Raw genomic sequence first — 22006 nt, forward strand, 5'->3', positions numbered from 1 at the left:
GTCCGACGATTGCGGCAATCCGTTGGGGAATGACCGATTCGCCATCGAATTGCACGACGTCACCAAGCGTTATCCCGGCGACGTCACCGCGGTCGACCGCCTCGACCTGCGGGTGCCCGAGGGGACGGTCTTCGGCTTCCTCGGCCCGAACGGCGCCGGCAAGACGACGACCATGCGGATGCTGGTGGGGCTCGTCCGACCGACCTCCGGCCGGATCCGGGTGCTGGGCCAGCCGCCTGGCACCCCGGACCAGCTGGCCCGGGTCGGTGCCCTGATCGAGTCACCGGCGTTCTATCCCCATCTGTCCGGTGTGGACAATCTGCGGTTGGCCGCCCGCTACGCGGGAGTGCCCGACAGCGCCGCCGACCGGGTGCTGGCCGAGGTGGGCCTGACCGGACGCGCACGCTCGGCGTTCCGGACGTACTCGCTGGGCATGAAGCAGCGGCTCGGGGTGGCGGCCGCGTTGCTCAAGGACCCGAGCCTGCTGATCCTCGACGAACCCACCAACGGGCTCGACCCGGCCGGCGTGTCGGAGATCCGGGAGCTGCTCCGGTCGCTCGGGCAACGCGGGCGCACCGTGCTGCTCTCCAGCCACGTGCTCGGTGAGGTGGAGCAGGTCTGCGACCGGATCGCCGTGATCAACCGCGGCCACCTCGTCGCTGACGGCACCTCGGACGAGCTGCGCGCCGCGCTCGGCGCCGGGGAGCTGCTCATCGCCGCCGATCCGGTCGACAAGGCCGCCGCGTGCCTGCGTGACCACCGGAGCGTCCGCGGGGTGGAGACGGTCGACGGCCGGCTACGGGTCAGCGCGGATCCGGCGCTGGCCGCGGAGCTCAACCGGCGGCTGGTCGAGGCGGGCATCGACGTACGGGAGCTGCGGCCGGTGCGCCACTCGCTGGAAGAGGCGTTCCTGGAGCTGACCGGGCCGGACCGGGCCGGTCGGGAGGAGTCGACGACCATGACGGGGGGCAACCGGTGATCGCCTCGGTACGCGCGGCCTGGTTCGCGGACCGGAAACGGCCGGCGGTCTGGACCGTCACCCTCACCTGGATCGTGTTGGCGCTCGCCTTCGGCGTCGGCGTCCCGTACCTGGTGCACCTGGCGCTGGCCGGCGATCCGGAGCAGGCGGCCTCGGCCGCGTCCCTGCTGGACGCCGTGCTGCCCGGCCAGCTGGTCACCACCGGAATCGGGCTGTTCCCGCTCTTCGGTGGGGCGATCGTGGTGATCCTCGGCGCTCTGGTCGTGGGCAACGAGTACCGCTGGGGCACGCTCAACCTGATCTTCACCCAGCGTCCCCGGCGGGCGCAGGTGCTCGCCGGGCACGCCGTCGCGCTCTGTGCCCTGACCCTGCTGCTCGTCGCGCTCACCTTCGCCGCGATGGCCGGGGTCACCGCGCTGCTCGCGCTGATCGAGGGACGCGGCCTGGACTGGCCGGCGACGAGTGACCTGGCGGGGGCCGTGGGGGCCGCCTGGCTGATCTGCAGCGCGCACGCCAGCGTGGGTTACTTCCTCGCGATCGTGTTCCGCAGCACCGCCACGGCCATCGCCGTCGGCCTGGTGTGGACGCTGGTGCTGGAGAACGCGATCAGCGGCCTCGCCCTGGTACTGAGCCCGCTGGAGACGGTCCAGAAGCTTCTGCTCGCCCCCAGCTCCGGCGCGCTGGCGGGCGCGCTGGGAGCCCCATCGCAGTTCGACGGGGGCACGCCAGGGGTGATCGAGTCGACCGGCGCCGGGCTGCCCGCCGCCGTCCTGGCGGGATACGTGGTGCTGATGTTCGGCCTGGGGATCTGGCTCGCGGCACGCCGGGACGTCAACTGATCGGAAAGGATGTCGAGATGGACTTCCTCCTTGCCTTCGCGTTGACCGGACTGGTGGCCTGCGGTGGCTGGATCGCGTGGGCCGTGGTCCGCGCCTTGGCCCGGGCACGCGACCGGCGACACGAGCTGCGCCTCGCTCAGGCCCGGTCGGCGGTCGAGCTGCGCCAGGCGGAGCTGACCGCCCGTGTTCGGGAGCAGGAGCTGGCCAACGAGACCTACCAGGACTTCGTCCGGCGCCACCCGGAGAGCTGACCCCGGGCGGCTTCGGGGCGAGCAGGGTGTGTGGGGTGCAGCGGAGGCCCTGCGGTGCGTACAGTTCCGGGTCGGACTTGGGGTGGGCCGGCTGGATCCGGCGCAGGGAACGGGACGAGACAGACACGCATGACGGCGGACAACGGTACGGAAATCGGTCAACCCGGGATTGACCGGAGCCAGCTGGAGACCTGTCTCGGTGTCTTCGAGGCGTTGGAAGCTCTGCCGTCCGATCATCCCGACGTGGTGCGGGTGCAGCGCGCCACTGCGAAGCTCTACAAGGTGATCAAGCAGCGGCGACGCGAGGAGCGGCGCGACGCCATCGTGACGGCCGACCGCGCGGTGACGGCGGCCACCGCCACGGGCGCCCCCGGCCGGATCGACGATGAGACGCAGGGCATCCCGCTCGCCTCGCCCACCGCGGGCGCCACGGCTGGCGTCCTGCACAATCCGCGCGGCTGCTACGTCTGCAAGCAGCGCTACCGCGAGGTGGACGCGTTCTACCACCAGCTCTGCCCGTCCTGCGCCGCGCTCAACCGGGAGCGCCGGGACGCCCGCACCGACCTGACCGGCCGGCGCGCGCTGCTCACCGGCGGCCGGGCGAAGATCGGCATGTACATCGCGCTGCGGCTGCTGCGTGACGGCGCGCACACCACCGTGACGACGCGGTTCCCGCACGACGCGGTCCGCAGGTTCGCCGCGATGCCGGACAGCGCGGACTGGCTGCACCGGCTGCGGATCGTCGGGATCGACCTGCGCGACCCGGCCCAGGTGATCGCCCTCGCCGACTCGGTCGCCGCACAGGGACCACTCGACATCCTGATCAACAACGCGGCGCAGACCGTACGGCGCTCGCCCGGGGCATACTCGCAGCTCGTCGCGGCGGAGGCCGCCGCCCTGCCGGAGGGCCCGCTGCCGGAGCTGATCACCTTCGCCAAGTCGGGCGGCCAGGGCACCCCGGCGGGCAGCCTGACCGCCGGGCCGCAGTCGACCGCGCTCACCCCGCACGCGCTGACCGCGCTGGCGCTGACCAGCGGCTCCGCCTCGCCGGAGCGGATCGCGGCGTCCACGGCCATCGACGCCGGCGGTCTGGTACCCGACCTCGACTCGGTCAACAGCTGGGTCCAGCGGGTGCAGGAGGTGGACCCAGTCGAGCTTCTCGAAGTGCAGCTGTGCAACGTTACCGCGCCATTCGTGCTGGTCAGCCGACTGCGACCGGTGATGGCCGCCGCGAAGGCCCGCCGCAAGTACGTGGTGAACGTGTCGGCGATGGAGGGCCAGTTCGGCCGTGGCTACAAGGGGCCGGGGCACCCGCACACCAACATGGCCAAGGCCGCGCTGAACATGCTGACCCGGACCAGCGCACAGGAGATGTTGACCGACGGCATCCTGATGACCAGCGTCGACACCGGCTGGATCACCGACGAGCGGCCGCACCCGACGAAGATGCGACTGGCGGACGAGGGCTTCCACGCCCCGCTGGACCTCGTCGACGGTGCGGCACGGGTGTACGACCCGATCGTCCGCGGCGAGCAGGGCGAAGACCTGTACGGCTGCTTCCTGAAGGACTACGCCCCCTGCGCCTGGTGACCGCCACGTCGGTCACGACGGTCCGCTGCGCTGCCTCCTCGAACCCACTACCAGCGGGTTTGCGACAATCAGCAGGTACGCCCACTCGACGAGGAGAAGGTACGCATGCCATCTGACCACGACCCGTGGCCCACGCTGGACGAGCTGCTGCGCGAGGAGAGCGAGCTGGAGCTCGCGGGCCTGTCGGAGACGGACGCGTACGAGCTGGGGACGCTCGCCGTTGCCGCCGCGAGCGAGCAGCGGCTCCCGATCGCGGTGGGTGTGTGGCGGGCCGGGCGCCAGCTGTTCCACAGCGGCCTGCCCGGCTCCACCGCGGACAACGACGTGTGGCTGCGCCGCAAGGGGCGCGTGGTGATGCGGTTCGAGCACTCGTCGCTGTACATGGCCCGGCTCTGCCAGGACAAGCAGGTGACGCTGGCGGAGAAGTACGGCCTGCCGGCCTCCCGCTACGCGGCCGCCGGGGGCGCGGTGCCACTGCGTGTTCGCGGCACCGGCGTGGTCGGCTGGATGGGCGTGTCCGGCCTTCCGCAGCTGGACGACCACCGCTTCGTCGTCGACATCCTGCGCAAGATTCAGCAGCAGTAGTCGCGCGCGGCGGCCGCGTGACGCCACCTCGGGCGGACCGATCAGCGCGCCCGCCGGTTGGCGCGCAGGGCGCCCAGGATCACGCGGGGTGCGGCCAGCGCGAGCGGGTGCTTGCGCATGGAGACGACCTCATTGAACCGTCGCGCGGTCGCCACGTCCGTGACGGTCGCCCTGACGATCTGATCGCTGGCCCAGTTGGAGAACCGGTAGCCACGCGGGTAGGGGCCGTCGACGTGCGGCAACGCCAGGTCGGCGGAGGTCGACGTCGACCAGGCGGCGTCGACCACGACCTTCTGCAGGGCGAGGTACCGGCGCGCGGGCGCGCTCAGATCCGGGCCGGACCGCAGGTACGTCGACAGGCAGGCCGCGTGCAGAGCCGCCGCGGTCATCCCCTGCCCGTACACCGGGTTGAACGACGCGACGGCGTCACCGACGCTGACCAGGCCCGCCGGGAAACGCTGCACCGCGTGGAAGTCCCGCCGGCGACTGTCGGCATGGTGGTAGGTCTGGACGTCGCCCAGCATCTCGTTTCCGGCGACCGCACCGAACTCCGGTGGGAACTGCTCCCGCAGCCGACGGACGAAGTCCTCCGCCGTACTTCCCGGGCGGCTGTCCCCGTAACCGGCCATCATGGCCATCCACCGGCCGCCCTCGATCGCGAAGAACGCGGCACCGACCACGTCCAGCGACATCTTCGGCGTGTGCAGCGCCAGCACGACCGTCGAGGCCGGGTCCGCCTCGGGACGTCGGAACAGGGCGGTCGCGTAGTTCAGGTGCACGGTCATCCGCCGTGTGGCGGGTCGGTCCCAACCGGCCTGCTCCAGCCAGTCGGAGAGCCTGCTCGAACGCCCCATGGCGTCCACCACGATGTCGCCGCTCTCGACCCCGGGAACCCCGCCGACCTCGCAGCGGACACCGCTCGCCACGGCGCCGTCGAACACGAGACCGGTGGCGCGGGCGGTGACCGTCTTGACGTTCGGCAGCCGCAGCACCTGCTGGCGGATCAGCCCCTCCAGGAGAGGGCGACTGCCCGCCAGGCTGTCGGCGTCGTCGGGGACGATCACCTTGAGACGGCCGTCGAGGTAGTTCCGCCTCGCCGCGGGCGGCGCCTCGATCGCTCCCTGGGCCAGGGCCTGCTCGCGGAATCCCGGGAAGAGGCGCTCGAACTGGACGAAGCCGCCGGGCAGCAGCGCGTGCAGCTGCGTCCCCTGTGGCACGCCGGGCCTCCCGCCCGTCACCTCCAGGTCGTCCCGGTCGATGATGACGACGCTCTCCGCGTAGTCGGACAACACCCGGGCGGCCAGCAGTCCGGCGATGCTGCCGCCGAGCACGACGGCCTTGCCCATGACCGGGGACGCCTGGTCGGGGGGCAGCACGGCATTGAGCGCGGCGAAGACCCGCGCCGGGGAGAGGGGCATCGTGCTCTCCAAGGGGTACGAGGTGTGGCGCCCTCCCCCGTGTCGGTCCACGACAGTGTGGACGGGCCGGCGGGAAGGGCTGTTCGACAGGGCGCCCGACGATCGTTGCACAGGCCTCGGCCATTGCCCGACACGCAGAGTCTGTCGTGAATTAGCTCTTTGTCGCGGCCTGGCCGCGGAGGCGTTCGAGCCCGTCCAGGAGCAGGTCGAGGGTGAACTCGAATTCGAGCTGGCTGTCACACCAGCCGAGCGTGGGGTCGGTGCCGTCGTGCATCTCGGTCGCCACCATGGCCGTCAGGTGCGGCAGGGCCGAGGCCATCGCGGCCAGGTCGGCTTCCGCCATGTCGGCCTCCATGCTCGCGCCCGCCGCCGGGCTGAAGATCTCCTGCGCGAACCCGAGCGGCAGGCTGCCGAACGCGTGCAACGCGCGGTGCGCGAGGTGGTGCGAGAACCCGGCCCGGAGAAGGGTTCCCACGACCCCGTCGTAGTACGTGTACAGGCCGACGGGGATGGCACGGCGCGAGCCCAACAGCTCTGGCATCCACGGGTGACGCAGCATGATCTGCCGCGCCGCGAGGAACTGCCCGCGCAGTCGCGTACGCCAGTCTCCGTCGTCACCGTTCGCGAAGAGGCGGCCAACCGCGGCGTCGATCTCCGCGATCACGGTCTCCACGACGCCGTCGAGGAGTGCCTCCTTGGCGGGCAGGTGGTGGTAGAGCGACATGGCCTCGACACCGAGGTCGCCGGCGAGGCGGCGCATCGTCAGGGCCGGGATTCCCTCCGCATCCGCCAGGGCGACCGCCGCCGACAGTACGCGCTCACGGTTGAGCGGCTGCCGAGCCGCCTTCGCTGCCATCTGTCCCCCCACTCTTGCCAGCACCTTACATCGTATGGTTGCCTTACGTTGTAAGGGAGTCACCACCACTCCACGATCCGGTACGGCCTCCCCGAAGGAGCCACGATGCCCGCCCTGACCCGTACCGCCCGCGCAGCCGGGACGCTCTACCTCGGCCTGGCCGTCTCCGGCGCACTCGGCTTTCTGCTCATCCGGCCGCGCCTCTTCAACGCCGACGACCCCGGCGCGACGCTCGACAATCTGGTCCAGCACGAGGCACTCGCCCGGGCCGGCGTCGCGTTCGAACTGCTCATCGTCGTCACCCAGGCCCTCGCCGCCGTCTGGTTCTACCGGCTGTTCCGCACCGCGGACGCACGCGCCGCCAGCGCCATCGCCGCGTTCGGCCTCATCAACGCGGTCGTGGTCCTCGTCAGCGCGGCGCTGCTCGGCACAGCGCTCGACATCGCGCTCGACCCCGTCGGCGATGCGGCAGCCACCGTCCAGCTCCTCTACCTGATCAGCGGAAACCTGTGGGCCGTCGGGGGGCTGTTCTTCGGCCTGTGGCTCATCCCCATGGGCAGCTGCGTGCTCCGCTCGAACTGGATGCCACGCCCGCTCGGGTACATCCTCGTCGGCGGCGGCATCGGATACCTGCTCAGCGCGTTCGTCGGATACCTCGCTCCTGGCGCTCAGTCCGTCGCCGACGCTCTCGTCCTTCCGGCGACGGTTGGCGAGTTCTGGATGATCGGCTACCTGCTGACGCGCGGCGTCCGTGGCCACGCGCTCGACCAGGCACCGTCCGGCGGGCAGCCGGAGGCCGCGCCACAGACCATCTCGTAGGACCCGGGCCCGCTACGGCGCTTCGGCCTCCATCCGGGTACAGCCGCTGGCCGGGCTCTCGCTGGACGCGATGACGGCGTCGAGCCGATCTCTGACCTGAGTCAGTTGGGTGATCTGCTGCTCGACGCGGTCGCGTTCGGCGTTGAGCAGGGCGCGGGACTGCGGGGTGTTGACGTTCGCGTCGACGCAGGGCAGCAGGTCCAGGATGGTCCTGCTGGACAGGCCGGCGCCGTACAGCATCTGGATCAGGTTGACCCGGTCGACGGCACTGTCGGGGTAGTGGCGCTGGCCGCCGCTACTGCGCGCCCCGATCAGCAGCTCCTGCTCCTCGTAGTAGCGCAGGGCTCGCACTGACACGCCGGTCCTGGCGGCGAGTTCACCGATCCGCACGTCCCGCACCCTGGTTGTGGCGCTGGCCACACGGCTTGCACCTCCGGAGCGCCCACGTCAAGCCGTCCCTCGCCGGCGACCCCCGAGCGCCTTCTACACCGCCACCGTCGGTTGACGGCAGCGGCACACCACCGCTGAGCGTCGAACGTCTCGTCCGACGCTCAGCGGTGGCGGCGAATGCGTTCCCAGCTGGTCGGCGGTTCCATCGCGGCGCCGGTCCGCAGCGTCGTGACGACCGGCTCGCCGACGCCGGCGGTGACCGTGAGCTGGCCGTGCTCGGCGCCAGCGGCGATCCGCGACGACACCTCGGGGATCTGCGCGTCAAGCCGTACCCGCAGGCCGGGCCAGCCGACCACCTCGACCTTCTCGCCGGCGCCGATGGTGCTGCCGGCACCCAGCGGGCCGCGCACGGTGGCAACCTGCTCGCCGGCCTCGACGAGCGTGTGGACAGCGAGCGCGGCCGCTGTCGAGCGCAGCAACGACCGGGTCACCGCGAACACCCGGTCCAGCTGGACCGGGGTGTTGGCGCCGGGTTGGCCCAGGACGGCACCGACGACGCGGAGCTTCCGGCCGCCCACGGTGACCACCGCCGCGAAGACGAGACAGCCGCCGGCCTCGTCGGTGGAGCCGGTCTTGATGCCCACGACACCGTCGCGGCCGACCAGCTCGTTGTAGTTCCGCACCGTGCCGGCCACCGGAATGGTCGCCTGCTTCTGCTTGACGATCTCGGCGAACGCCGGCAACGCCATCGCCCGGCTCGCCAGGATCACCTGGTCCCGCGCCGTACTCACGGTCTCCGGGTCGAGGCCGGAGGGGTCGGTGTAGTGGGTGTCGGACATGCCGAGGTCGTCCGCCACTGCGTTCATCTTCTCGACGAAGGCGGCGACGCTGCCCGAGTCCCAGGCCGCGAGGATCCGCGCCATGTTGTTCGCCGAGGGCAGGAGCACCGCCTGCAACGCCTGCCGCTCGGTGATCACCTCCCCGGCCCGCACCTCCACGAGCGACTCGCCGCGTGCATTCTCGGCCGGGTACGCGGCCGCCTGCGCGGCACTGACCGTCAGTTTCGGCCCCTGCTCACCGACAGCGAGAGGGTGCTCGGTGAGGATCACGTAGGCCGTCATAACCTTCGTCACGCTCGCGATCGGCAGCCGCTTCGACCCGCCGAAGGCGCCCATCGTCCCGAGCCCGTCCACCGAGATCATCGCCTGGCCCGTACGCGGCCAGGGCAGTCGCGGCGCCGTACCGGGAATGGCCATCGACGCCGGCAGGGTCAGCTCGACCGTCGGGGCGGGCAGCGGGTCGCGCAGCGGCGCGACGGCGTACAGCCCGCCACCGAGGAGCAGCAGCAGGACCAGCAGGCTGCCCAGCGCCCACGGCAGGCGACGCCGGCCGCCCCGGACCGGCGACGCTGCGAGCAGCTCGCTGAGATGCTCGGTCGGCGATTCCGTCGGACCACCCATCGTGTACCTCCCCCGTGATGGAACCCCGGAGGTTAACAGTCCCGGTCGGCCCGTAGCTGGCCGCGCTTCGGCCCGGTGGTCACCGGTCCGGCGCGGCCGCCGGCTCCTCAACGCGTGGCGCCGCCCGGGCGACCCGGGCCGGTCCCGGAGCGCCGGTGACCGACGCGTGGCGCCCGTACCACCGGCGAATTGCCCGCTCCCGGGCGGAAGCTCCGCGCCGCGTCGGCCACCGTCTCGTCAGGGTCACGCCCGAGAGCGTGCCGGATCCGCGACGGGATGACCTCGGACTTCGCCATCGCCAGTCGGACCTGCACCGAACGGTCGTCGACCAGGCGTTCCAGATCCGCCTCGTCCAGCTCGACCGCCCGCACCAGCGCGGCGCGGACGTCGACCACCGGGTCCTGGGCGAGCACGCTGCGCTGCGCGGCGGTGGTCCGCGGGTTGCGGGCGACCCCCTTGCGTACGCGCGCGGTGCGGTCGGCCATCAGGGCGGTGATCACGTCGGGGTCGTGGGTGTGGGTGGCGAGTCGTTCCCGTACCTCGGGTGAGACGTCGTCGATCAACCTTGCGGCCAGGTCGGGCTCCAACCCCCGGGTCTCCGCGAGGAGACCGCGAAGCTCCTTGTCGGGCGCCGCCGCCATCACCTGGCGAACCGACTCATCGCAGGCCGGGTTGCCGGCGACCGCCCAGCGGACCCACCGGTCGGCGTCCTTGACGAGACGCAGGAGATTGCCGACCGAGGTCGACGTGTTTCTCGCAACGGCCTCCCGGACCTGACGATCAGCGTCCCGGGTCAGCGATCGCAGCGCCTGCGCGGGTGCGTCGGTCCGGGACGCGACCGCCTTACGAACCACCGCCGACGGGTCCGACGCCAGATCGATGAGGGTCATCTGTGGCGTGGCGGGGTCCTGCGCGAGCGCGAGCTGCGCGTCCGCGCTGCCACCGGTCACAGGATGGTTGGTGGTGCCTGAACCGCTCTGACGGTCGGGCCCGCCGACGTCCTGCTGCTTACCCATGGGCGCAATCATGTCACGGGCCGACCGGGCCAACACGAGCGTGACCAGCCCGTTCCCGCTCTGCCCGCCGCCGGACCGCGACGACCACCGCCAACGCGGCGCCGACGAGCACGCCGAGGGGCGCCAGGATCGAGGCGGCCAGCCCGGCCAGCGCCTCCGAACGCGCGCCGTAGAAGCGGGGAGGATCGCCGATCGACAGCGACGGCGTCCCGTCCGCCGCCGAGGCCGTGCAGGTCAGGGTGTACGTGCCGGTCGGCCTGGCGCCCACCAGCACCACCGCTTGCCAGCGTTCGCCGTCCGCCTCCAGGGTGAGGTCGTCGAAACGCATCGAGACCATCTGCCACTCCTCGAGCTCCTCGGCCTCCACCCGTGCCGGTGCGCAACTCACACCCGGTGCGTCCGGGCCGCTGGCCTTGGCCCACACCACCTTCCCGCCCTCGGGAAGGTGCACCGTGAACGGCTGTCCGGACGTGACCGGCTGCCCGAGTTCACCCCCGAACGGAACGAGGAACAGCGCCACCGCGGCGGCCAGCACACCGCCGGCGGCGATCAGCGCCGCGACGACGTACCAGATTCGGCGGGGCCGGAGCGGATCGGCGGAGACGGCGCCCGGAGCGGGATTCATGAAGGCATGATCGTCGGTCGCCGATGGCCGGGCCATCCCGTTCATCGTCGGATGTCGGCGGCGTTCGGTGGACGTCACCGGACCGAACCGGGCAGTCGGGCCCGTACCGCCCACCCGGCGCTCGACGTCCGCATTCGCGCGGCGCCACTGGCAGCGAATGCGGCGGGATGACTTGCGTGTGGCCGGGAACCCGGTGCGGTGACGTCAGGCAACCTGAGGAGGTGTGGGTGACCGCGACATCACGGCGGCCGACGCCCGTGGATCCGTGGCCGTACATGTCGGCGGGGCGGGTGTCCAGCGGCGCATCCCGAGACCTGCCTCCGGAGTTGGGCCCCGACGCGGTCGGTGTGCTGGAGGGCCGCACGTTCATGTTCTCCGACGCCGCGGGAAACGTGCCGAGGGGCTCGATCGGCGGTCTCGTCCACGACGACACCCGGTTCCTCAACCAGTGGGAGCTGACGATCGACGACGCACCGCTGCTGGTGCTCTCCTCCGGGACCGTCGACGCCTACTCGGCGGCGTTCTTCCTGGCGAATGCCGACCTGCCCCACCTGCCCGCGAATCGGGTCGGCGTGCGGCGGCAGCGCTTCGTCGGCGACGGCCTCTATGAGCGCGTCGAACTGCGCTATTTCGGCATCGAGCCGACATCGATCCGGCTGCGCCTGGCGGTCGGCACCGACTTCGCCGACCTGTTCGAGATCAAGGAGTCCGGCCGCGACCGCACCCCGGACATCACCCGCCAGGACGGACGGGACGCCTCGGCACTCGGGTTCCACTACCGCAACGGCAGCTACGCCGCCTCGGTGAGCGTCGAAGCCGACCCACCTCCCGACCTGGTCGACGGCGATGCCCTGGTATGGAACCTGCGCCTCGAGCGGGGACAGAAGTGGAGCTGTGAGTTGCGTGTGCCGCTGTGGTGCGGCGGGGAGGACCGCCGGCCCGTGGTGCGCGGGTTCGGCGAGACGTTCGATCATGGGCCGGAGGACCCGTCGACGCGGTGGGCGGCGGAGAAGCCGCGTCTGCACGCGGAGGCGGATCTGTTGCGCGACGTCTACCACAGGTCGGCGATCGACCTGGTGTCCATGCGGCTCGAGAAGACCATCGCCGGCGAATCGGTCGTCCTCTTCTCCGCGGGTCTGCCGTGGTTTCTGACCACCTTCGGCCGCGACACGCTGATCACGGCGTACCAGACCATAACCTGCGGCTCGGAGGTTGCCCGGGGAGCACTCATCGTGCTGGCCGACCACCAGGCCAGAGTGTTCGACGACTTCACCGACCAGGAGCCGGGCAAGATCCTGCACGAGTACCGCTCGGGTGAGCTCAGCCAGCTGGGCATCAAGCCCTACCGTCCCTACTACGGTGCCGCCGACACCACGCCACTCTGGCTGATCCTCCTGTCCGAATACTGGCGATGGACCCGGGACGCCGAGCTGGTGTGCCGGCTGCGCGAGAACGCCGAGGCCGCGCTGCGGTGGATCGACCGTCACGGTGATCGCGATGGCGACGGCTACGTCGAGTACGCCACCCGCTCCACCCAGGGCCTCGGCAACCAGTGCTGGCGAGACTCCCCCGACGGTGTGCAGTACGCCGACGGGACGATTCCCGTCCTGCCGATCGCCACCTGTGAGACACAGGGCTACACCTATGACGCGAAACTGCGCATGGCGGAACTGGCCGACGGGCCATGGCACGACCCCCCGATGGCCCACCGCCTGCGCGCCGAGGCCGCAGGCCTGCGCGAGAGGTTCAACCGGGACTACTGGATCCCCGAACGGGGCGGCCACTACGCCGTCGGCCTGGACGGCGACAAACGGCCCATCGACTCGATGACCTCGAACATGGGTCACCTGCTGTGGAGCGGCATCGTCCCCGAGGATCGAGCCGGACAGGTCGCGCGACAGCTCATGTCTCCGGAGATGTTCTCGGGATGGGGCGTACGCACCCTGTCGGCCCTGGACATCGGCTACAACCCGATCGGCTACCACGTCGGCACGGTGTGGCCGCACGACAACTCCATCATCGCCGCGGGGCTGGCCCGTTACGGCTACCGGAAGGAAGCGAACCGGATCGCGATGGCGATGCTGGAGGCCTCCCGGGACTCCGATCACCGGCTGCCCGAGGCGCTCTCCGGCTACGACCGGTCCTTCGGTCGCCAGCCCGTGCCGTACCCCACCGCCTGCAACCCGCAGGCCTGGGCCAGCGGGGCGCCCCTGCTGTTTCTGCGCACGATGCTCGGCCTCGAGCCGGGCGAGGACGGGCTCCTCGCCGACGCCCACGTCCCCGACGAACTCGGACGGGTCGGCCTGCACCGTGTGGCGGTGGCCGGCCGACACTGGAGTGTCGATGCCACCGGTTCCCACTGCCGCGTCTCGCCCGCCGACTAGGGCCGCGTCGGGCCGGCCACGCGTCTCGGCAAACCGGTAGCCATGACCGGTACGGGGTAGAACAGCGACATGAGCAGTCCCCGCGCGGTGGTGATCGGCCAACTCGCCCGCGATCTCGTCCTCGAGATCGACCACTGGCCGGAGGTCGGCCAGGCGGCCGACGTCCGGGGGCGGCGCGAGATGCTGGGCGGCAAAGGCGCCAACCAGGCGGTAGCGCTCGTCCAGCTCGGCGTGACGGTGGCGCTGGTCGCCGTGGCGGGCGACGACGACATCGGCGACCACCTGCTCGCGCAGGCCACCCGGGACGGGGTGGACGTCACTCAGGTGGCCCGCCGGCCCGACACCTCCACCGGGCTGATCGTGGAGGCGCTCGACGGAGCCGGGCGGTGGCGGTACCTGCAACACCTGACCGACGAGGTACTCCTCACCGCGGCCGACGTCGAAGCCTCCGCGGAGCTGCTGTGCGCCGCGGACGCCGTACTCGTGCAGTTGCAGCAGCCGCCCGTGGCGGCCCTCACCGCCGCGCGCCTGGCCCACGACGCTGGTCGGCTTGTGGTGCTGGACGGTGCACCGGCCAACGACAGCGACGGCCCGGCGTTGCTAGCCGCGGCCGACGTCGTCCGCGCCGACGCGCACGAAGCACGCTTGTGGACGGCAGCGCCGACCGACGACATCGACCGGCTGCTGACCGCCGCCGGCGACATCCTGGCGGCCGGGCCGCGGCTGCTCGCCTTCGGCGTGGACGCCGGGAACCTCTTCGTCTGGCGCGACCAGCAGTGGGGCGACGGGCACCTGCTCGTCCCGCTGGCCGCTCAGAAGGTGGTGGACACCACCGGAGCCGGCGACGCTCTCGTCGCCGCGCTGACCGCGGCGCTACTGCGGGGCGACCCGCCCCCGGTCGCCGCCCGATACGCCGTCGCCGCGGCCGGGGCAACCGTCCGACATCCCGGCGGGCGGCCGAACCTGACGGCAGACGAGCTTCGGGCCGCCCGTGCACCCCTACTCGGGGCCTGATCCCGGTGCTACGCGGACGTGCGCGCGTTCGCCCTGCTTGCCGATGAGGCTGAGGAACTCGACGGGACCGGAGCTGGTGGACCCGAACCAGTGCGGGGTTCGGGTGTCGAACTCCGCGGCCTCCCCCGGTTTGAGGATGAGATGGTGCTCGCCGAGGACCAGGCGCAGCGTGCCGTTGAGGACGTAGACCCAGTCGTAGCCCTCGTGGGTGCGCAGGTCGGGTTCGCGGTCGTCGGCCCCGGTCAGGAGGACGAACTTGTAGGCCTGGATGCCTCCGGGCCTACGGGTCAGGGGCAGGATGGTCGACCCGTCGCCGCCGGCGATGGGGCGCAGGTTGATGCGGGGGTCGCCGGTTGGTGGCGCGTCGACGAGCTCATCGAGAGTGACGCCGTAGGCGCGAGCGAGCGGGAGTAGCTGCTCGAGGGTGGGGCGTCGCAGGCCCGCCTCGAGCCTGGACAGCGTGCTGGCGGAGATGCCGGTCTCCTCCGCGAGGTCGGTGAGCGTGAGGCCGCGGCGGAGCCGCAGGTGCTTCAGCCTCGGCCCGACAGCGTCGAGCGTGCGGTCCAGGTCGTTGCCCATACCCCCATTTTGCCATTTGGCAAGAAGTTTTGCGTATCGCTCGACTGCCGGCCACAGTCGTCAAGGACACGCGAAGACGGTGAAGGGGTGGCCCGATGACGCACGGATTCGACAAGGACTACTGGGAGCGGCACTGGCACCAGGCGCACCGGGACGGACCCGCGGTGATGGCCGGGAGTACGCCGCAGCCGTACCTGGCCCGCGAGACCAGCAGCCTGGTCCCGGGCACGGCGCTGGATGCCGGGTGCGGCACCGGCGCCGGCGCGATGTGGCTCGCCTCGCACGGCTGGCATGTCACCGCGGTCGACATCGCCCCCGAAGCCCTCGCCCGCGCCGCCGAGCGCGCGGCGAACAGCGAGGTGTCCGAGCGCGTGCAGTGGGTCGAAGCGGACCTGACCGTCTGGGACCCGGGCGTGCGGTTCGATCTAGTCACGACGCACTACGCGCACCCGGCGATGCCGCAACTGGCCTTCTACGACCGCCTCTCCGCATGGGTGGCCCCCGGCGGCACCCTGCTGATCGTCGGGCACCTGCACACCCCGGGAGCCACCGGGCACGGGCACCACCCTCCCGCCGAGGCATCGGTCACCCTCGCGGACATCACCGCAGGCCTGGACAGCACCGCGTGGGACATCACCACCGCCGAGGAGCACGTCCGCACGGTCACCGGCCCCGGCGGCCACGCGGGTCCGCTGCACGACGTCGTCGTGCGCGCCACACGACGCCCCTGATCAACACCGCGTCCTCGACGCGGGAACGTCGCACCCCGAATCGGTCCGTGGGCGCCGTCCCGGCGCCATCTCGGCGAGCAGGCAACATGCCGTATCCCGGTGACTTATGGTGAAAAGCCGGCGCGGCCCCTGTCGTCCGAGGTGGTGCGACGCGGGCGTCCAGATCAGGACCATAGAGCTTTCACGTTGTTCAGCCGAAGGACGGACCGATGACCGAGAGAACGTCACGGTGCCGCGTGCCGACGGCTCGGAACCACTGTCCGGCCGTTCAGGCCCGGTCGCACCGCTGAAATGGACTGGGCCGGATGGGGTTTGTTCGGGCTGGTCGCCACCGCGGTGCTCACCGCGGCGCTGACCACTGCCCAACTGGCCGGCCTCACCCGCCTCGACTTTCCGCTGGTCCTCGGGACCCTCGTCACCGAGGATCCCGACCGGGCCCGAGTCGTCGGGTTCTTCATCCACCTCTGCGCCGGTCAGGGCTTCGCCCTCGGCTACGCGGCCACGTTCGCCCTGCTGCACCGCGCCACCTGGTGGATCGGGGCGCTGCTCGGGACCATCCACGTCGGGATCGCGCTGACGGTGCTCCTACCGCTGCTTCCGGGCGTACACCCGCGCATGGCCTCCCAGCGGGCGGGCCTGACCACCACGGCCGTGCTGGAGCCGCCCGGCCTGTTCGCCGTCAACTACGGCATCCAGACTCCCGCGGTCGTGGCCGCCGTCCACGTGCTCTACGGGGTGGTCCTCGGGCTGCTCCTACAGGCCGACTGACCCGCGCCGCACGACCCGTCCGGCGGCGATCTCCATGACCGGCGCGAACGACACGAACTGTCCCCGGGACCCGGCGCCGATCAGCGACTACGGGCTGCTCGGTGACACGCGCACCGCTGCCCTCGTCGCCGGTGACGGCGGGATCGACTGGCTCTGCGTGCCTCGCTTCGACGGCGAGCCCCTGTTCGGCAGGCTGATCGGGGGCGCCGACGCGGGAACGTTCCGGGTCGGCCCGGCCGGGCCAGCCACGGTCATCGAACGGCGCTACCGGCAGTACACCGCCACCCTGGAGACGACATGGGCGGTGGGCAGCGGCCGGCTCACCCTCACCGAGGCCATGGTGACCGAGGTCAGCGGCCGCCTGCTGCCCACGACACTGATCGTGCGGCGTCTGTCGGCCGCTGACGCGGCGGTCGACGCCGTCATCGAGTTCGATCCCCGCTTCGGTGTACGGCACCGTCGGCCCCGGATCCAGCGCCGGCGCGAGGCCCTGGTGTGTGAGTGGGGGTCCCTCGCGGTCTCGCTGGGCAGCACACCCGGGCTCACCATCGAACCAGGCCGGCCTACCCGGATCAGGGTCACGCCGGGCCGTCCGGTCACACTCGTGCTGGCCGTGGCCCATCGCGAACCGCTGATCCACGTCGAGCCGGCATCGGCCTGGGACCTGCTGAGCGAGGACGAAGACCGCTGGCGGTCCTGGACAGCCGACATCGACGGGTCACTGCCTTTCCGGGAACACGTCGTACGAAGTCTGTTGACCCTGCGGCTGCTGACGTACTCGCCCTCGGGGGCCCCAGTGGCCGCACCCACAACGTCTCTGCCCGAGGATCCCGGCGGGATACGGAACTGGGACTACCGCTATGTCTGGCCCCGGGACGCCAGCATCGGCGTCAGTGCCTTCCTCAGCGTGGGCAAACCCGACGAGGCCCACGGTTTCCTCGCGTGGCTGCTGCACGCCAGCCGGCTGGAGCGGCCACGCCTGCCGGCGGTGCTCACCCTGCACGGGCGCCACGTGCCGGCGGAACGGGACCTGGCCGGCTGGCCCGGCTACCTCGGCAGCGTCCCGGTACGGATCGGCAACGGCGCCGCCGGGCAACACCAGCTCGACGGTTACGGCTGGGTGACCGACGCCGCCTGGGCGTTCGCACAGGCAGGGCAGAGGCTCTCCAGCGAGACGTGGCGGGCGGTGCGCGGCTTCGCCGACGTGGTGGCCCGTTGCTGGCAGGATCCCGACGCCGGCATCTGGGAGGTCCGCGAACCTGCCCAACACGTCCATTCCAAGCTCATGGGCTGGCTCGCACTGGACCGCGCGCTGCGCATCGCCGACACGCACGCCCTGCCAGACCGCCAACGTCGACGCTGGCAGAAGGCACGAGACGCCATCGCCGCCGAGGTCCGGGCATCCGGCTTCGACCCCACGGCGGGCAGCTACATGCGCAGATACGGCTCGGAGGACCTCGACGCGGCCCTGCTCGTCCTGCCGCTGCTGAACATGGACAGCGTCGAGTCACCCCACGTGCAGGGCACCATCGACGCCATTCGGGACCAACTCTCCGCCGGCGGCCCGCTGCTCTACCGCTATCCGCCGGGGTCTGACGGCTTTCCGGGCACCGAAGGCGCGTTCCTGCCCTGCTCGTTCTGGCTGGTTCAAGCCCTCGCCCGCACCGGGCGCCGCACCGAGGCGGTCGAGTTGTTCGAGACCATGCTCGGCTACGCCAGCCCACTGGGCCTCTATCCCGAAGAGCTGGACCCGGCAACCGGCACCCATCTTGGCAACTACCCCCAGACGCTGACCCACGCCGCGCTCGTCCAAGCCGCACTCGCCATCCGGGACGCCCCCAACAGCCAGCTACCGCTTTGAGGGTTTTGCCTCGCCGTGCTGCTGACATCTGCTGAAAAGTCTGCACCGTTGGTTCAACGATACCGTTCAAGGCATGACTGCTGGCATCACAGACGCCGTCCACGCCGTCGACGCTTCTTCCGTCATGGCGTTGTTTCCGGCCAGACCACGGCTGCTCGCCCTGGGTGAGCCGACCCACGGCGCGGGAGGTCTGCTCGACCTGCGGAACGATCTTTTCCGGCAACTCGTCGAGCAGGAGGGCTACCGGACGATCGCCATCGAGAGCGACTGCCTGATGGGCCTGATCGTGGACGACTACGTCACCTCGGGCACGGGCAACCTCGACGAGGCCATGGAGCACGGCTTCAGCCACGAATGGGGCGCCTTCGCGGGCAACCGAGAGCTGGTGCGCTGGATGCGCGCGCACAACGACGGCCGGCCCGTGGCAGAGCGGTTGCGCTTCGCCGGTTTCGACGGCCCGCTGGAGATCACCGGCGCCGCGAGCCCCCGGCAGGCCCTCACCGCACTTCACGCCTACGTCACCACCTGGGTCGACGCCGACCTTCTTCCCTGCACCGCGGAGACGCTCGATCGCCTGCTCGGCGCCGACGACCGGTGGACCAACCCCGCCGCGATGATGGACCCGTCCCAGACCGTGGGGCGGACGCCCGACGCCGAACACCTGCGGCTGCTCACCGACGAGCTCGTAGCGCTGCTCGACGCGCAGACGCCCCACCTGATCGCGGCGTCCGCACGCGAGGACTGGCACCGGGCACGCCTGTACGGGCGCACCGCCATCGGCCTGCTGCGCTACCACTTCGCGATGGCCGACACGTCACCCAGCCGCATGGCGAGGCTGCTCGGCGTACGGGATTCCATGATGGCCGCCAACCTGCTCGCCATCGCCGAGCGGGGCCCGGCGCTGGTGAACGCCCACAACGGCCACCTTCAGCGGGACAGGAGCAGCATGCGGATGGGCGACCTGCCGGTCCAATGGTGGGGCGCTGGCGCGATCGTCGACGCCCACCTGGGCCAGGGGTACGCCTTCCTCGCCACAGCACTCGGCACGATCCGCCACCATGGCGTGGACTCCCCGCCCCCGGACACCATCGAGGGACTGCTGTACACGCTGCCGGAGGACCGTCACGTCGTCGACGCCGGCCGACTGGCCTCCGCCCTCGCCACGGTGACGCCCGCTGCCCGGGTGTCCCCCTGGTTCGGCTACTCCCCGCTCGACCCGGCCCACGTGGCCAGCACCGACGGGATCGTCTTCGTCAAGGACGCCTGACGGAGCAGGGCTCGTCGGCGGCGTCCAACGTCGACTACTGGTACGCGCGCCGCCCCGACGACCGCGGCCCGGAGGGCGACGGGTTGTCGGACAGGCGCGCTTGCATCGCCGCGATCGCCAAGAGGGTAGGAGGACGCCATGGCCCGGGACGACGCCGCGACGTTTGTCGACAGGGACCTGCGGGGTTCGAGGTTCACCAGGTCGACGCTGGCCGGCGCCGTGATGCGCGGCGTCGACGTGCGGGGGCTCGACATCGATGCGCCGTGGCTGGCCGACGGTGCGCTCCTGGTCAACGGTGTCGACGTCGCGCCGCTCGTCCAGGCGGAACTCAACCGGCGGTTCCCCGGGCGCGAGCTGAGGCAGGCCACGGACCCGACCAGCCTCCGCGCGGCGCGGGCGGCGACCGAACGGGCCTGGGCGGCCGCAGTCGACCGGGTGATGTCCATGCCCGAGGGTGCCGCCGACGTCTCGATCGGCGGCGAGTGGTCGTTCGCGCAGACGTTGCGCCATCTCGCGTTCGCCACCGACGCGTGGCTGGGCAAGGCGATCCTGCGCCTGCCGCAGCCCTTCCACCCGCTCGGCCAGCCGCACGTCGAGTACGAGACCGACGGCTTCGACATGTCGGTGTTCTCGACGGAGCAGCCGACGTTCGCAGAGCTCCTTGAGGTGCGTGCCGAGCGGCAGGCCAGCGTTCGGGACTTCCTCGCGACCATCACTCCGGAGCTGCTCGCCGAACCACGGCCCACCGCATGGTCACCCGACCACCAGGAGCCGGTCCTGCACTGCCTTCAGGTGATCATCGACGAGGAGTGGGAACACCTCCGCTTCGCGCTGCGTGACCTCGACGCGCAGGACCACGCCCCCGGGTCCACGCGCACACGCGTCCTCGCATGACCTTGCACTGCGCCGGCGCAGCCGAGCCGGCGCAGCCGAGCCGGTGCGGGCGACCTCCGACAGTTTCAGGCCTGGGGCGTGTTCTCAGAGGTGCTCCGGCGGGCCGTCCAACCGGACGCAGCAGGCCCCGGGACGCGGCGCGAGCCGGGGCAGCAGGTCGGTGCGTCCCGCGCCGTCGATCATGCCGGTGAGGAACGCGTGGTTGAGGCCGCACACCAGGGCGGTCTGCCGGGTGGCGAGGGCGTGGAACGGGCAGTTGCGCAGCAGCACATGGTCGCTGAGCGTCTCGGGTTCGAAGCCGAGTCCGGCGAGCACGGGGATGAGATCCTCGCCGGAGTCGCGTACCCGTGCTCCGATGTCCCGGCCGCGTCGCCGTGCGTGCCGTCGCGCCGCCTCGGGGGCGTCGTGCGGGTCGTCGGCGACCGCGTCGGCGAGGATCTCGGCGATGAGCTCGTAGCGGCGTTCGGGAACGGTGATCGCCACGCCGTCGCCGGCCGCCTCGTAGACCTTCGGCGTCCGGCCGCGGCCCCGGGGCTGATCGGTCGGCCCCTGGTAGTGGGCCCGCAGCAGACCGGACTCGACGAGCTTGTCGAGGTGGAACGCGGTGAGGTTGCGGGACATGCCGTGCGCCTCGGCCGCCTCCTCCCGGGTGACGGGGTGGTCGGCCCGGCACACGTAGTCGTACAGCGCCCGTCGGGACCGGTCGACGAGCGAGGCCATCGCGCTCCAGCGCTCGCCCGTGCTCACAGCGCCGAGATTATCACCAGCGAAGGCTATTGAAATTCCTGCCGCGCAGGGGCAGCATGATCGATAACACCAATGAGCGTTGGTGAAAATATCCAGCTTCGCCTTCGACCTTCCGCAAGGCTGACCGTCACCGGTCACCTCGGCGGCGAACTGGTCCACCGGTACGGCGTGCACGTCGCCGACGAGACCATCCGGGCGCAGGGCCACAACAGCACAGACAAGGAGAACTCCTGATGGGCATTGCCGCACTCGGCACCTGGATCACGCACGGCTCCCCGACTGGTCCTGACCGCGCCCGCGGCCCCCGGCGTGGGAGGTCGCTGAGGTGAGTGTCACCGCCCTTCGGGTGCAGCACGAGCGTCCCCGCCGCGACCCGGCCGCCGCCGAACGGGCGGCGGCGGAGTTCCTGACCGCGCTCGGCGTCGACCTGTCCGCCAACGGGCTCGCCGACACCCCGGGCCGGATGGCCCGCGCCTACGCCGAGCTGCTCACCCCGCGCGAGTTCCAGCTGACCACCTTCGACAACGACGAAGGCTACGACGAACTGGTGCTGGCCCGGGCCATCCCGATCCGGTCGGTCTGCGAACACCACCTGCTGCCGTTCGTCGGCGTCGCGCACGTCGGCTACCTGCCCGGCGAACGCATCCTGGGACTGTCCAAACTGGCCCGGGTGGTCGAACTGTTCGCCCACGGCCCGCAGGTCCAGGAACGCCTGACCAAACAGATCGCCGACTGGCTGACCACCCAACTGCGCCCGCGCGGCGTCGGCGTGGTCATCGAAGCCGAACACCTGTGCATGACGTTGCGCGGCGTCCGGGCCGTGGGCAGCAGCACCATCACCTCCACCCTGCTCGGCACCCTGCGCGACGACCACCGCTCGCGCGCCGAGTTCTTCACCCTGGCCGGGGTCGGCCCCCGCTGATCGACGCACCT

At 71.4% G+C, this 22006-nt stretch carries 23 protein-coding genes; 15 read left to right on the top strand and 8 right to left on the bottom strand.

Translation table 11 applies throughout. From position 1 onward, the window contains the following. Positions 1–22 precede the first annotated feature (22 nt). The 5 genes from ACWD5O_RS08540 to ACWD5O_RS08560 all read left to right on the top strand — a co-directional run bounded on the left by ACWD5O_RS08540 (position 23) and on the right by ACWD5O_RS08560 (position 4244). On the top strand, positions 23–979 hold the full coding sequence (locus tag ACWD5O_RS08540) for an ATP-binding cassette domain-containing protein (RefSeq protein ID WP_450084937.1): 957 nt from the start codon (positions 23–25) through the stop codon (positions 977–979). Beyond that, the gene (locus tag ACWD5O_RS08545; protein WP_354966812.1) at positions 976–1818 is read left to right on the top strand and encodes an ABC transporter permease; all 843 of its coding nucleotides are present in this window, start codon (positions 976–978) and stop codon (positions 1816–1818) included. The genes ACWD5O_RS08540 and ACWD5O_RS08545 overlap by 4 nt, the downstream gene beginning before the upstream one ends. 17 nt (positions 1819–1835) lie before the next feature. Next, a complete protein-coding gene (locus tag ACWD5O_RS08550) occupies positions 1836–2069 on the top strand; it encodes a hypothetical protein (protein ID WP_354966813.1) in 234 nt (77 codons plus the stop codon). A 129-nt stretch (positions 2070–2198) separates the two neighbouring features. Further along, entirely contained in the window at positions 2199–3659 is a 1461-nt protein-coding gene (locus ACWD5O_RS08555) for an SDR family NAD(P)-dependent oxidoreductase (RefSeq protein WP_387326454.1), read from the top strand. Between the two features lie 105 nt (positions 3660–3764). After that, entirely contained in the window at positions 3765–4244 is a 480-nt protein-coding gene (locus ACWD5O_RS08560) for a heme-degrading domain-containing protein (RefSeq protein WP_354966815.1), read from the top strand. A gap of 41 nt (positions 4245–4285) precedes the next feature. On the opposite strand, the gene ACWD5O_RS08565 is transcribed toward ACWD5O_RS08560, so the two are convergent. Next, the gene (locus ACWD5O_RS08565) at positions 4286–5662 is read right to left on the bottom strand and encodes an FAD-dependent oxidoreductase (protein WP_387326450.1); all 1377 of its coding nucleotides are present in this window, start codon (positions 5660–5662) and stop codon (positions 4286–4288) included. A 151-nt stretch (positions 5663–5813) separates the two neighbouring features. Beyond that, positions 5814–6518, bottom strand: a complete 705-nt coding sequence (locus ACWD5O_RS08570) for a TetR/AcrR family transcriptional regulator C-terminal domain-containing protein (protein WP_354966817.1) — start codon at positions 6516–6518, stop codon at positions 5814–5816. Positions 6519–6623: 105 nt separating this feature from the next. Between ACWD5O_RS08570 and ACWD5O_RS08575 the strand changes: the two genes are divergently transcribed. Further along, the gene (locus ACWD5O_RS08575) at positions 6624–7337 is read left to right on the top strand and encodes a DUF4386 domain-containing protein (RefSeq protein WP_354966818.1); all 714 of its coding nucleotides are present in this window, start codon (positions 6624–6626) and stop codon (positions 7335–7337) included. 12 nt (positions 7338–7349) lie between these two features. On the opposite strand, the gene ACWD5O_RS08580 is transcribed toward ACWD5O_RS08575, so the two are convergent. From ACWD5O_RS08580 to ACWD5O_RS08595, 4 genes are all read right to left on the bottom strand, one after another. Continuing rightward, positions 7350–7727, bottom strand: coding sequence for a MerR family transcriptional regulator (locus ACWD5O_RS08580; protein ID WP_354966904.1), 378 nt, complete (start codon positions 7725–7727; stop codon positions 7350–7352). Between the two features lie 161 nt (positions 7728–7888). Next, complete coding sequence (locus tag ACWD5O_RS08585) at positions 7889–9187, bottom strand: D-alanyl-D-alanine carboxypeptidase family protein (protein WP_450084936.1); 1299 nt, start codon at positions 9185–9187, stop codon at positions 7889–7891. A 107-nt stretch (positions 9188–9294) separates the two neighbouring features. Next, positions 9295–10203 carry a hypothetical protein gene (locus ACWD5O_RS08590; RefSeq protein ID WP_354966820.1) on the bottom strand — a complete coding sequence of 303 codons (909 nt, stop codon included), beginning with the start codon at positions 10201–10203 and terminating at the stop codon, positions 9295–9297. Positions 10204–10216: 13 nt separating this feature from the next. Continuing rightward, positions 10217–10828 carry a hypothetical protein gene (locus ACWD5O_RS08595; RefSeq protein WP_450084935.1) on the bottom strand — a complete coding sequence of 204 codons (612 nt, stop codon included), beginning with the start codon at positions 10826–10828 and terminating at the stop codon, positions 10217–10219. A gap of 227 nt (positions 10829–11055) precedes the next feature. Between ACWD5O_RS08595 and ACWD5O_RS08600 the strand changes: the two genes are divergently transcribed. After that, complete coding sequence (locus tag ACWD5O_RS08600) at positions 11056–13212, top strand: amylo-alpha-1,6-glucosidase (protein WP_450084934.1); 2157 nt, start codon at positions 11056–11058, stop codon at positions 13210–13212. A gap of 69 nt (positions 13213–13281) precedes the next feature. Next, the gene (locus ACWD5O_RS08605) at positions 13282–14226 is read left to right on the top strand and encodes a PfkB family carbohydrate kinase (RefSeq protein WP_450084933.1); all 945 of its coding nucleotides are present in this window, start codon (positions 13282–13284) and stop codon (positions 14224–14226) included. Here ACWD5O_RS08605 and ACWD5O_RS08610 read toward each other — a convergent pair. Next, positions 14212–14805, bottom strand: a complete 594-nt coding sequence (locus ACWD5O_RS08610; RefSeq protein WP_450084932.1) for a helix-turn-helix domain-containing protein — start codon at positions 14803–14805, stop codon at positions 14212–14214. The genes ACWD5O_RS08605 and ACWD5O_RS08610 overlap by 15 nt on opposite strands. 95 nt (positions 14806–14900) lie before the next feature. On the opposite strand from ACWD5O_RS08610, the gene ACWD5O_RS08615 reads away from it, so the two are divergent. The 5 genes from ACWD5O_RS08615 to ACWD5O_RS08635 all read left to right on the top strand — a co-directional run bounded on the left by ACWD5O_RS08615 (position 14901) and on the right by ACWD5O_RS08635 (position 20326). Further along, the gene (locus ACWD5O_RS08615; RefSeq protein WP_450084931.1) at positions 14901–15536 is read left to right on the top strand and encodes a class I SAM-dependent methyltransferase; all 636 of its coding nucleotides are present in this window, start codon (positions 14901–14903) and stop codon (positions 15534–15536) included. Between the two features lie 291 nt (positions 15537–15827). Then, on the top strand, positions 15828–16304 hold the full coding sequence (locus tag ACWD5O_RS08620) for a hypothetical protein (RefSeq protein WP_450084930.1): 477 nt from the start codon (positions 15828–15830) through the stop codon (positions 16302–16304). A gap of 34 nt (positions 16305–16338) precedes the next feature. After that, positions 16339–18165: a glycoside hydrolase family 15 protein gene (locus ACWD5O_RS08625; RefSeq protein WP_450084929.1), complete on the top strand. Its 1827-nt coding sequence runs from the start codon at positions 16339–16341 to the stop codon at positions 18163–18165. Between the two features lie 73 nt (positions 18166–18238). Beyond that, positions 18239–19432 carry an erythromycin esterase family protein gene (locus ACWD5O_RS08630; protein WP_450084928.1) on the top strand — a complete coding sequence of 398 codons (1194 nt, stop codon included), beginning with the start codon at positions 18239–18241 and terminating at the stop codon, positions 19430–19432. A 138-nt stretch (positions 19433–19570) separates the two neighbouring features. Further along, positions 19571–20326, top strand: a complete 756-nt coding sequence (locus ACWD5O_RS08635) for a DinB family protein (protein WP_450084927.1) — start codon at positions 19571–19573, stop codon at positions 20324–20326. Positions 20327–20410: 84 nt separating this feature from the next. Here the strand turns inward: ACWD5O_RS08635 and ACWD5O_RS08640 are convergent, their stop codons facing one another. Continuing rightward, positions 20411–21073: a helix-turn-helix transcriptional regulator gene (locus ACWD5O_RS08640; RefSeq protein WP_354966830.1), complete on the bottom strand. Its 663-nt coding sequence runs from the start codon at positions 21071–21073 to the stop codon at positions 20411–20413. A gap of 72 nt (positions 21074–21145) precedes the next feature. On the opposite strand from ACWD5O_RS08640, the gene ACWD5O_RS08645 reads away from it, so the two are divergent. Together ACWD5O_RS08645 and folE are read left to right on the top strand one after the other, a co-directional pair. Next, positions 21146–21307, top strand: a complete 162-nt coding sequence (locus tag ACWD5O_RS08645) for a hypothetical protein (RefSeq protein WP_450084926.1) — start codon at positions 21146–21148, stop codon at positions 21305–21307. 91 nt (positions 21308–21398) lie between these two features. Beyond that, on the top strand, positions 21399–21995 hold the full coding sequence (gene folE, locus ACWD5O_RS08650; RefSeq protein ID WP_450084925.1) for a GTP cyclohydrolase I FolE: 597 nt from the start codon (positions 21399–21401) through the stop codon (positions 21993–21995). Positions 21996–22006: the final 11 nt, after the last annotated feature.

The sequence above is a fragment of the Micromonospora sp. NPDC005161 genome, assembly GCF_053599855.1.

What these genes read in the sequence shown, in the direction of transcription:
- ACWD5O_RS08595 (WP_450084935.1), bottom strand. Translation starts at nt 10,828, where the DNA reads ATGAATCCCGCTCCGGGCGCCGTCTCCGCCGATCCGCTCCGGCCCCGC.
- ACWD5O_RS08555 (WP_387326454.1), top strand. Translation starts at nt 2,199, where the DNA reads ATGACGGCGGACAACGGTACGGAAATCGGTCAACCCGGGATTGACCGG.
- ACWD5O_RS08565 (WP_387326450.1), bottom strand. Translation starts at nt 5,662, where the DNA reads ATGCCCCTCTCCCCGGCGCGGGTCTTCGCCGCGCTCAATGCCGTGCTG.
- ACWD5O_RS08625 (WP_450084929.1), top strand. Translation starts at nt 16,339, where the DNA reads ATGACCGGCGCGAACGACACGAACTGTCCCCGGGACCCGGCGCCGATC.
- ACWD5O_RS08570 (WP_354966817.1), bottom strand. Translation starts at nt 6,518, where the DNA reads ATGGCAGCGAAGGCGGCTCGGCAGCCGCTCAACCGTGAGCGCGTACTG.
- ACWD5O_RS08620 (WP_450084930.1), top strand. Translation starts at nt 15,828, where the DNA reads ATGGACTGGGCCGGATGGGGTTTGTTCGGGCTGGTCGCCACCGCGGTG.
- ACWD5O_RS08610 (WP_450084932.1), bottom strand. Translation starts at nt 14,805, where the DNA reads ATGGGCAACGACCTGGACCGCACGCTCGACGCTGTCGGGCCGAGGCTG.
- ACWD5O_RS08605 (WP_450084933.1), top strand. Translation starts at nt 13,282, where the DNA reads ATGAGCAGTCCCCGCGCGGTGGTGATCGGCCAACTCGCCCGCGATCTC.
- ACWD5O_RS08615 (WP_450084931.1), top strand. Translation starts at nt 14,901, where the DNA reads ATGACGCACGGATTCGACAAGGACTACTGGGAGCGGCACTGGCACCAG.
- ACWD5O_RS08560 (WP_354966815.1), top strand. Translation starts at nt 3,765, where the DNA reads ATGCCATCTGACCACGACCCGTGGCCCACGCTGGACGAGCTGCTGCGC.
- ACWD5O_RS08575 (WP_354966818.1), top strand. Translation starts at nt 6,624, where the DNA reads ATGCCCGCCCTGACCCGTACCGCCCGCGCAGCCGGGACGCTCTACCTC.
- ACWD5O_RS08635 (WP_450084927.1), top strand. Translation starts at nt 19,571, where the DNA reads ATGGCCCGGGACGACGCCGCGACGTTTGTCGACAGGGACCTGCGGGGT.
- ACWD5O_RS08630 (WP_450084928.1), top strand. Translation starts at nt 18,239, where the DNA reads ATGACTGCTGGCATCACAGACGCCGTCCACGCCGTCGACGCTTCTTCC.
- ACWD5O_RS08550 (WP_354966813.1), top strand. Translation starts at nt 1,836, where the DNA reads ATGGACTTCCTCCTTGCCTTCGCGTTGACCGGACTGGTGGCCTGCGGT.
- ACWD5O_RS08590 (WP_354966820.1), bottom strand. Translation starts at nt 10,203, where the DNA reads ATGGGTAAGCAGCAGGACGTCGGCGGGCCCGACCGTCAGAGCGGTTCA.
- ACWD5O_RS08645 (WP_450084926.1), top strand. Translation starts at nt 21,146, where the DNA reads ATGAGCGTTGGTGAAAATATCCAGCTTCGCCTTCGACCTTCCGCAAGG.
- ACWD5O_RS08585 (WP_450084936.1), bottom strand. Translation starts at nt 9,187, where the DNA reads ATGGGTGGTCCGACGGAATCGCCGACCGAGCATCTCAGCGAGCTGCTC.